Here is an 8,488-nt window from a genome sequence, read left to right as displayed (position 1 = left end):
CGGCGACCGGCCCACCGACGGCCGCAGCTACGGCGACCGCCCCCAGGGCGAGCGCCGCTTCGGTGACCGGGGCGGCTTCCGGCCGGAGGGCCGGGGTCGCGACGACCGGGTCCGCGACGAGCGGCGGGGCTTCGGCGGCCGGCCGCCGGCCCGTACCCACTGATCACGAACGTCGACCGGAACGCCGTCGCGGAGCGCATGCTCCCCGGCGGCGTTTCCGCATCCGCTGCCGGTGCCGGTCCGGTCGCGTAACGTCCGGCTCATGCCGACCATGCCGAAGTCGCTCTTCTGGACCCGGACGGACACCGCCGGCTCCGAGCACGCGCTGCTCGACGACGGACGAGGGCTGGCGGCCCGGGGCACGCTCACCGCCGTCGACCCGGTCCCCTACACCTGCCGTTACCGGCTCGCCACCGACCCGGAGTGGGTCACCGCCCGGGTGGAGGTCGAGGTGGAGGGCTCCGGGTGGCTGCGGAGCGTACGCCTGGAACGGGCCGGCGACCGGTGGCGGGTGACCACCGGCGAGCAGGGTGACCTCGACGCGGCGCTGCGGGCCGCCGGCCACCCGCCCGCCGGGTTGCCCGGCACCGACGACCCGGACCGGCTGGCCGAGGCGCTGGACGTCGACCTCGGCGGTTCGCCGCTGTTCAACGCCCTGCCGGTGCACCGGCTCGGGTTGCCCCGCGCGACGGCCGACATGCCACACCGGATCGCCGTGGCCTGGGTGTTGGTGCCCAGCCTGCTGGTGGTGCCCGCCGAACAGGTCTACACGCCGCTGGGCCCCGGCCGGGTCCGCTTCACCAGCGACACGTTCAGCGCCGACATCGACCTCGACGCCGACGGCTACGTGGTGCGCTACCCGGGGCTCGCCGAGCGCGTCGACCCGCGCTGACCGACCCGCCGGCGGGTCAGGCCGGCCAGGCGCCGTCGGTGAGGAAGCGCTCGATCGTCGCGAGGTGCGGCCCCAGGTCGAGCCCCTGGGCGGCCACCCAGTCGTCGGCGTAGTAGGTGTCCGCGTAGCGGTCGCCGGCGTCGCAGATCAGGGTGACCACCGAGCCGGCGCGGCCCTCGGCGAGCATCCCCGCGATCAGCCCGAAGGCGCCCCACAGGTTGGTGCCGGTCGAGCCGCCCACCCGGCGGCCGAGCACGGCCGAGCCGGCCCGCATGGCCGCCAGCGAGGCGGCGTCGGGCACCTGGACCATCCGGTCCACCACCGACGGTAGGAACGACGCCTCCACCGTCGGCCGGCCGATCCCCTCGATCCGGGAGCCGCGCCCGGTGCGGACCGACCAGTCGGCGGCCTGCCAGGCGGGATAGAACGCGGAGTTCTCCGGGTCGACCACGCAGAGCTTGGTGGGCAGCCGCCGGTAGCGGGCGTACCGGCCGATGGTGGCGCTGGTGCCGCCGGTGCCGGCGCCCACCACGATCCAGGCCGGCACGGGGTGCCGCTCCAGGGCGAGCTGCGCGTAGATCGACTCGGCGATGTTGTTGTTGCCCCGCCAGTCGGTGGCCCGCTCGGCGAAGGTGAACTGGTCCATGAAGTGCCCGCCGGAGTCCTCCGCCAGCCAGCGGGCCTCGACGACCACCTTGGCCGGGTCGTCGACGAGGTGGCAGCGCCCGCCCTGGAACTCGATCTGGGCGATCTTCTCGGGTGAGGTGGAGGCCGGCATCACCGCGATGAACGGCAGCCCCAGCATCCGCGCGAAGTACGCCTCCGAGACGGCCGTCGAGCCGGAGGACGCCTCCACGATCGTGGTGCCCGGGCCGATCCACCCGTTGCACAGCCCGTAGAGGAAGAGCGAGCGGGCGAGCCGGTGCTTGAGCGAGCCGGTCGGGTGCACCGACTCGTCCTTGAGGTAGAGGTCGATCCCCCAGGCCCGGGGCAGCGGGAACGGCAACAGGTGGGTGTCGGCGGACCGGTTGGCGTCCGCCTCGACGGTGGCGATCGCCTCGGTCACCCAGCGCCGGCTGGCCTCGTCGCACCGGTCGAGATGAGTCACGCCCGAAACCTAGCAAGCCCGCTCAGCGCGGCTCGCCTCCGACCCGGCGGCGTAGGCGGCGCTGGCCCGACCGGCCGGCCGCGAGGATCAGCGGGGCGAGCCGCACCGCAGCGCCGGGCAGGGCGTCGAGGAGCCGGACCTGCGCGCCCCGCCAGCGCGGGACGCTGACCACCGGGCGGGGCCGGCGGGCCAGTCGCGCGGCCCGGCGGGCCACCCGCTCGGGGCTCAGCAGCGTTCCGGTGAAGGAGGCCGCGGCGCCCGGGTCGTCGAGCCGGTCGTGCAGCATCGGCGTCCAGATCCCGTCCGGGCAGAGACACGAGACGTGTACGCCCCGGTGCCCGGCCAGCCGCAGGTCGGCGAGGGTGCCGATGCTGAAGGCGATCAGCGCGTGCTTGCTGGCCGCGTAGACGGTCTCGCCGGGGGCGGCCACCAGGCCGGCCAGCGACACGACGTTGACCACGTGCCCGTTCCCCTGGCCCCGCATGACGGCCAGCGCGGCGAGGGTGCCGTTCATCGCGCCGAGGACGTTCACCTCGACCAGGCGACGGCGGGTGGCCGCGTCGTGCTCCCAGGAGGGGCCGGTGACCAGGATGCCGGCGTTGTTCACCCAGAGGCCGAGCCCGCCCCGACCGGCCGCCTCGGCGGCGACGGCGGCGCAGGCAGCCTCGTCGCGTACGTCCAGCGGGCGGGACCAGCCGCCGAGCGACGCGGCGGCCCCCGCCACCGCCCGGGCGTCGAGGTCGGTGAGGAGCACCGACCAGCCGTCGGCGTGCAGCGCGGCGGCGATGGCCCGGCCGAGACCGCCGGCGGCGCCGGTGACCACGGCCGCCCCGGGAGCGGGCTTCGTCATCGGCGCACGCTACCGCCGCCCGGCGGCCCGACGCCAGAGCGAGCACACCCGCCGCCCGGACGCCACCTGCGCGCGGCCGGGCGGCGGTCAGGCGCCGGGCGACACCGGGGGCTGCGGGCGGTTCTCCCACTTGGTGGAGAGGGCGATGCCGGTGCGGGTGGAGGCGACGCCGGGGGTGCGGTTCAGCCGCACGATCAGGCGCTCCAGCTCGGCGATGGTGCCGACCCTGGCCTTGAGCAGGAACGACTCGACGCCGGCCATGAAGTAGCAGGACTCGATCTCGGGCATCTGCCGGAACGCCTCGAGCACGTCGTCGGTGTCGCCGCCGGAGTCCTGGACGATCCCGATGAGCGCGGTGACGGCGAAGCCGATGGCCTCGGGCTCCACCTCCGCCCGGTACGCCCGGATCACCCCGCTGGCCTCCAGCTTGCCGACCCGCTCGTGCACGGCCGGGGCGGAGAGGCCGACCTGCCGGGCCAACTCGGCGTAGGACAGGCGGGCGTTGCCGCGCAGCAGCTCGACGAGGCTCAGGTCGATGGCGTCCACGGACTGTAGACACTAGCTGCCCGGGCGTAACGTCGGCCATTCGGGATGCGTTGAACATGACAGGGTGTAGTTGTTCGCAGACTCGCAGTCAAGGGAGCCGTCCGCAGGTAATATTTCCTAACTTCCCACTCAGTGCTTTTTTCGCGTTTGGCGGACAGGCCAGGTCGCTGGTGCTGTAATTGCCATACGTCCCTCATGACGGCTCTGGGCTCGCACCGGCCGGGGGCAGTGTGTTCAGCCGGGGGCTTCGTCGACGCGAGGAGGGGGCTGTGGACACTGGAGATCGCCTGCTGACACCGGGTGAAGTTGCCGCGTTGTTTCGGGTCGACCCGAAGACTGTGACGCGATGGGCGGCGGCGGGCCGGATAGGCAGCATCCGGACTCCAGGCGGGCATCGCCGGTTTCGGGAATCCGAGGTGCGGGCCCTGCTTGAGGGTGAGGGCATGTTGGACGAGGCGGAGGACGTCGGCAAGCCGCGTAACGCGGGCCCGGCCGCCTCGACGGGCCCGGGCCCGGCCAACGCCGGCATGTACTGATCGGTGCGGATCGCGCGGACCGGACACCTGCTCCGGTCCGCGGCCCTGTGAACCGGCCGGGGTCAGCCCCGCGCCGCGCCCAACTCGCCCGACCAGCGACGGAACAGGTCGTGCGGCACGCCGAGGGCGTCCAGCACCTTTCCGGCCACGAAGTCGACGAGCTGCTGGGCGGAGGCCGCCGCCCCCGCCCCGTAGAAGCCCGGGCTGGCCGGCAGCACCACCGCCCCGGCGTCGTGCAGGGCGAGCAGGTGCTCCAGGTGACTGCGGGTCACCGGCGTCTCCCGGGGCACCACCACCACCGGCCGACGCTCCTTGAGGTTCACCTCGGCGGCGCGCTGGAGCAGGTCCTTCGAGAGCCCGATCGCGATGCCGGCGCAGGCCGCCGTGCTCGCCGGCACCACCGCCATCCCGCGTACCCGGTAGGAGCCGCTGCTCGGGCCGGCCGCCAGGTCACCGGCGGGCCAGTGCCGCACGTCGGCCCCCGCGAGGTCCCGGCCCAGCCAGCCGGCGAGGTCCTGCTCCCAGTGCCCGTCCCGGAACGGGCGGCCCGTCTCGTCCAGGACGGTCAGCCGCGCGGCCCGGGAGACGATCAGGTCGACCGGCTCCCCGGCGTCGAGCAGCCCCCGCACGACGGCCGCCGCGTACGGCGTTCCGGACGCCCCGGAGACCCCGACCACCCATGGTTCCCGCATGCCCCCAGCCTGCCTGGTCGCCCTCCCGCACCGGCGGGCACCCCCGGGGCCGGAACCCGGCCCGCCCACCCGCTATGCCCCACTGCGGGGTGGTTGTCCCCGACGAGCGCGATGTCGGCCGGGATCGCGGGTGTCCCGGCGACCTGGCATGCTGCCGAGGGCGATTCGCACGGGCGCAGATCGCACGCGGGAGGAACGGTGATGACCGGCGAGATCCTCTGGTCGCTACGGTCCGAGTGCCCCATCGCGCCCCGGCTCTCGCCGCACGCCGACCGCGTGCAGCGGTGGCTGACGGACGACCTGCTGCCGGGCCTCGGCCTCCCGGCGGGCGACGCGGCCCCGCAGCGGCTCGCCGGCGCCGGCGTCGCCCGGTACGCCGGCCGGCTCTACCCGGACGCCGCCGAGGCCGACCTGCGCGTGCTGGCCGCGCTGTTCACCTGGTTCTTCCTGGTCGACGACGCGTGCGACGGCCCCGGCCGGCTCGACAGCGACCAGATCCGCGCGCTGCGCGCCGGCACGCTGACGCTGCTGCACGACGGTCCGCGGCTCCGGCACGCCGCCCTCACCGGGCCGCTGCGGCGGCTGCTGGTACGCGCGTGGCGGGAGCCGCGGCGGCGGATGCCGGCCCGCTGGCGGCAGCGCTTCGCCGAGGCCGTCGCCGACCACCTCGACGGCGCGTGGCGGGAGGCGGTCAACAAGTCCGTCGGGCACCGCCCCGGCGTCGCCGAGTACGTCGAGCTGCGACGTGCCACGTCCGCCGCGTACGTGTCCTATCCGTTGGTGGAGTTCGTCACCGGGCGTCCGCTGCCGGACGCGGTGCATCACCACCCGCTGCTGCGGCGGATCGCCGACACCGGCAACGACCTGCTCTCCTGGTACAACGACCTGGCCTCGCTGGAGCGCGACCGGGCCACCTCCGGCGGGCACAACCTGGTGCTGGCGACGGCCGCCGAGCGCGGGGTGCCGGTGGAGACCGCGATCGCGCTGACGGCCGAGCGCTGGCGGGCGTCGATGCGCCGCTTCGTCGAGCTGCGCGCGGCGGTGCCGTCGTTCGGTCCCGCGCTCGACGAGGCGGTCACCGACCACCTCGACGGGGTGGCGAACGCCGTCCGGGGCACCATCGAGTGGACGCTGGAGAGCGCCCGCTACCCCGGCGCCCGACCCGAGCCCGCCGCCCTCGGCTGAGCCCGACCCGAGCCCGCGCCGCCGGTGCCGCCGTGGGGGTGGGCCTTTCCTTGCCCGGGGACCGTGGCCCCGGACAGCGGCCACCGGCGACCGCCCCGGTCAGGGGCGACCGCCCCGGTCAGGGGCGACCGCCCCGGTCAGGGGCGCAGGTCGAGGCGGATCACCAGGTCGAGCAGGGCGAAGACGAACAGCGCGATGCCGACGAAGCCGTTGGCCGTGAAGAAGGCCCGGTTGACCTTGCTCAGGTCGGTCGGGGTGACGACCACGTGCTGGTAGCCGAAGGCGAGCGCGGTCAGCGCCAGCCCGATCCACCAGGGCCAGCCGAAGCCGACGAGCGCGCCGAACCAGATGAACAGCGCGAACGTGACCACGTGCGCGACGGTCGAGGCGTGCAGCGCGAACCGCAGCCCGTACCGGGCGGGCACGCTGTGCACGCCGATCTTCCGGTCGACGTCGGCGTCCTGGCAGGCGTAGATGAGGTCGAAGCCGCCGATCCAGAGCCCGACGGCCGCGCCGAGCAGCCAGGCCGGCCACGAGCCGTCGAGGGTGCCGGTGACCCCCAGCCACGCGCCGACCGGGCCGACCGCCTGGGCGACCGCCAGGATGGCGTGCGGCCAGTTGGTGAACCGCTTGCCGTACGGGTAGACGACCAGCGGCACCACGGCGAGCGGCGCGAGCAGCAGGCAGAGCGGGTTGAGCAGGGCGGCGGCGGCGAGGAAGACCACGACCGCGACCGCCGCGCCGGTCCAGGCCGTCCGGACGCTGACCGCCCCGGTGACCAACTCACGGGAGGCGGTACGCGGGTTCCGTGCATCGATCCGCCGGTCCAGGATCCGGTTGGCGGCCATCGCGAACGTCCGCGCGCCGACCATCGCCACCGTGATCAGCAGCAGGTCGAGCCACCGGACCCGTCCCCCGTTGACCTCCATCGCGGTCAGCGCCGACAGGTACGCGAACGGCAGCGCGAACACGGAGTGCTCGATCGCGACGAGGTCGAGGAACGCCCGGACCCTGCCCCGCGATCGCGCACCGGCCGCCGGGGCAGAGCCGGCGGAACCGGGCGAATCAGCGACGGAGACGGCGAGATCGCGCGGATCGGAGGCGGCGGCCATCAGATGCCGTACTCCTTCCAGCGCTTGTCGACCAGGGAGACGACCTCGGGCGCCATGCGCATCGCCTCCGGCCAGTCACGGGTGTAGCCCTCCTCGGGCAGCTTGCGGGTCGCGTCGACGCCCGCCTTGCCGCCCCAGAACTGCTGGTAGGACGCGTGGTCCAGGTGGTCCACCGGGCCCTCGGTGAGCAGCAGGTCGCGGGCGTAGTCGACGTTGCCGAACGCGCGGAAGGCGACCTCGTTGTAGTCGTGCACGTCGCAGTCCTCGTCGACGATCACGATCAGCTTGGTCAGCGACATCATGTGCGCGCCCCAGATCGCGTTCATCACCTTCTGCGCGTGCTTCGGGTAGCGCTTGCGGATCGACACGATCGCGCAGTTGTGGAAGACCCCGGCGGCGGGCAGGTCGTAGTCGACGATGTCCGGGATCAGGAAGCGCAGCAGCGGCGCGAAGATCCGCTCGGTGGCCTTGCCGAGACCGTGGTCCTCCTGCGGCGGCTGCGACGTGACGATCGAGTGGTAGACCGGGGCGCGCTGCATGGTCATGCACTCGATGTGCATCACCGGGAACGGCTCCACCGGCGTGTAGAAGCCGGTGTGGTCGCCGAACGGGCCCTCCGGGAGCCGCTCGCCCGGCTCGATGTAGCCCTCCAGGACGATCTGCGCGTGCGCCGGCACCTGCAGCGGGACCGTCAGGCAGTCCACCATCTCGACCCGCTCGCCGCGCAGGTAGCCGGCGAACAGGTATTCGTCGATATCCGCGGGAAGTGGCGCGCTGGCCGCGTAGGCGACCGCGGGGTCGGCGCCGATGGCGATCGCCACCGGGAGCCGCTGCCCCAGCCGCTCGGCGACCGCGTGGTGCGCCGTGGAGTTCTTGTGGATCTGCCAGTGCATGCCGATGGTGTTCCGCGAGTGCTGCTGCAACCGGTACAGCCCCAGGTTCCGCTTGCCGGTCTCGGGGTGCTTGGTGTGCGTCAGCCCGAAGTTGTGGAAGATCCCGCCGTCCCCCGGCCAGACCTGCAACCCCGGCAGCCGGTTGAGGTCGACGTCGTCGTCGCGGTAGACCACCTGCTGGCAGGGGGCCGTCCTGACCTTCTTCGGCGGCATCGACTTGAGCTGCATGACCTTGCCGAGGCCGTCCATCATCCCGGAGAGGCCCATCGGCAACTCCGGCTTGAGCATGTTGCCGATCCGCTCGCCGATCTCGTCGAGGTGCTCCACCCCGAGCGCCATCGCCATCCGCTTCTCGGTGGCGAAGAGGTTGATCGCCACGGGCATCTCGCCCCTGGTCGGCCGCTCGAAGAGCAGCGCCGGGCCGCCCGCGCGGACCGTCCGGGTGACGATCTCGCTGATCTCCAGGGTGGGGTCGACGGGGACACTCACCCGCCGTAGCTCACCCGCGCGCTCCAGCGCCGCGAGGAAGTCCTTGAGATCGGTGTACGGGAAGCCACGAGCCGCCATGCCTGCCAGTCTCCCGCACCGGTGGCCCGACCGCCCCAGCCGGGTCGGGTGATGTCGGCGGCGGTGTGCGCTGCGCCACACGGACGCCCGGCGGGGCGGTCGTTGTC

General features: G+C 73.8%; 9 protein-coding genes. 3 read left to right on the top strand and 6 right to left on the bottom strand.

Annotated elements, in window-relative coordinates:
* Window positions 1-271 precede the first annotated feature (271 nt).
* Window positions 272-892: a putative glycolipid-binding domain-containing protein gene (locus ACGF7U_RS00910; RefSeq protein ID WP_393102879.1), complete on the top strand. Its 621-nt coding sequence runs from the start codon at window positions 272-274 to the stop codon at window positions 890-892.
* Window positions 893-908: 16 nt separating this feature from the next.
* Here ACGF7U_RS00910 and ACGF7U_RS00905 read toward each other — a convergent pair whose 3' ends face one another.
* The 3 genes from ACGF7U_RS00905 to ACGF7U_RS00895 all read right to left on the bottom strand — a co-directional run bounded on the left by ACGF7U_RS00905 (window position 909) and on the right by ACGF7U_RS00895 (window position 3,396).
* The gene (locus tag ACGF7U_RS00905) at window positions 909-2,000 is read right to left on the bottom strand and encodes a PLP-dependent cysteine synthase family protein (protein ID WP_393102013.1); all 1,092 of its coding nucleotides are present in this window, start codon (window positions 1,998-2,000) and stop codon (window positions 909-911) included.
* A 22-nt stretch (window positions 2,001-2,022) separates the two neighbouring features.
* The gene (locus ACGF7U_RS00900; protein WP_393102012.1) at window positions 2,023-2,850 is read right to left on the bottom strand and encodes an SDR family NAD(P)-dependent oxidoreductase; all 828 of its coding nucleotides are present in this window, start codon (window positions 2,848-2,850) and stop codon (window positions 2,023-2,025) included.
* 87 nt (window positions 2,851-2,937) lie between these two features.
* Window positions 2,938-3,396 (bottom strand): Lrp/AsnC family transcriptional regulator, encoded by a 459-nt coding sequence (locus ACGF7U_RS00895; protein WP_393102011.1) that lies wholly within the window; start codon window positions 3,394-3,396, stop codon window positions 2,938-2,940.
* A gap of 269 nt (window positions 3,397-3,665) precedes the next feature.
* On the opposite strand from ACGF7U_RS00895, the gene ACGF7U_RS00890 reads away from it, so the two are divergent.
* Entirely contained in the window at window positions 3,666-3,932 is a 267-nt protein-coding gene (locus ACGF7U_RS00890; RefSeq protein ID WP_089002465.1) for a BldC family transcriptional regulator, read from the top strand.
* 62 nt (window positions 3,933-3,994) lie between these two features.
* Here the strand turns inward: ACGF7U_RS00890 and ACGF7U_RS00885 are convergent, their stop codons facing one another.
* The gene (locus tag ACGF7U_RS00885; RefSeq protein WP_393102010.1) at window positions 3,995-4,624 is read right to left on the bottom strand and encodes a UbiX family flavin prenyltransferase; all 630 of its coding nucleotides are present in this window, start codon (window positions 4,622-4,624) and stop codon (window positions 3,995-3,997) included.
* Between the two features lie 201 nt (window positions 4,625-4,825).
* Between ACGF7U_RS00885 and ACGF7U_RS00880 the strand changes: the two genes are divergently transcribed.
* The gene (locus ACGF7U_RS00880) at window positions 4,826-5,809 is read left to right on the top strand and encodes a terpene synthase (protein WP_393102009.1); all 984 of its coding nucleotides are present in this window, start codon (window positions 4,826-4,828) and stop codon (window positions 5,807-5,809) included.
* 137 nt (window positions 5,810-5,946) lie between these two features.
* Here the strand turns inward: ACGF7U_RS00880 and mqnP are convergent, their stop codons facing one another.
* Both mqnP and ACGF7U_RS00870 read right to left on the bottom strand, forming a co-directional pair.
* Window positions 5,947-6,921, bottom strand: coding sequence for a menaquinone biosynthesis prenyltransferase MqnP (mqnP, locus tag ACGF7U_RS00875; protein WP_393102008.1), 975 nt, complete (start codon window positions 6,919-6,921; stop codon window positions 5,947-5,949).
* Entirely contained in the window at window positions 6,921-8,381 is a 1,461-nt protein-coding gene (locus ACGF7U_RS00870; RefSeq protein ID WP_393102007.1) for a menaquinone biosynthesis decarboxylase, read from the bottom strand. The genes mqnP and ACGF7U_RS00870 overlap by 1 nt, the downstream gene beginning before the upstream one ends.
* Window positions 8,382-8,488 lie beyond the last annotated feature (107 nt).

The organism is Micromonospora sp. NPDC047670, assembly GCF_043204915.1.
GTDB lineage: Bacteria > Actinomycetota > Actinomycetes > Mycobacteriales > Micromonosporaceae > Micromonospora.
The sequence above is the reverse complement of the archived record's forward strand: the minus strand, read 5'-3'. Positions and strand labels throughout refer to the sequence as shown.

Coding starts and splice junctions, on each gene's coding strand:
- ACGF7U_RS00910 (WP_393102879.1), top strand. CDS start 272: ATGCCGAAGTCGCTCTTCTGGACCCGGACGGACACCGCCGGCTCCGAG.
- ACGF7U_RS00900 (WP_393102012.1), bottom strand. CDS start 2,850: ATGACGAAGCCCGCTCCCGGGGCGGCCGTGGTCACCGGCGCCGCCGGC.
- ACGF7U_RS00885 (WP_393102010.1), bottom strand. CDS start 4,624: ATGCGGGAACCATGGGTGGTCGGGGTCTCCGGGGCGTCCGGAACGCCG.
- ACGF7U_RS00880 (WP_393102009.1), top strand. CDS start 4,826: ATGACCGGCGAGATCCTCTGGTCGCTACGGTCCGAGTGCCCCATCGCG.
- mqnP (WP_393102008.1), bottom strand. CDS start 6,921: ATGGCCGCCGCCTCCGATCCGCGCGATCTCGCCGTCTCCGTCGCTGAT.
- ACGF7U_RS00870 (WP_393102007.1), bottom strand. CDS start 8,381: ATGGCGGCTCGTGGCTTCCCGTACACCGATCTCAAGGACTTCCTCGCG.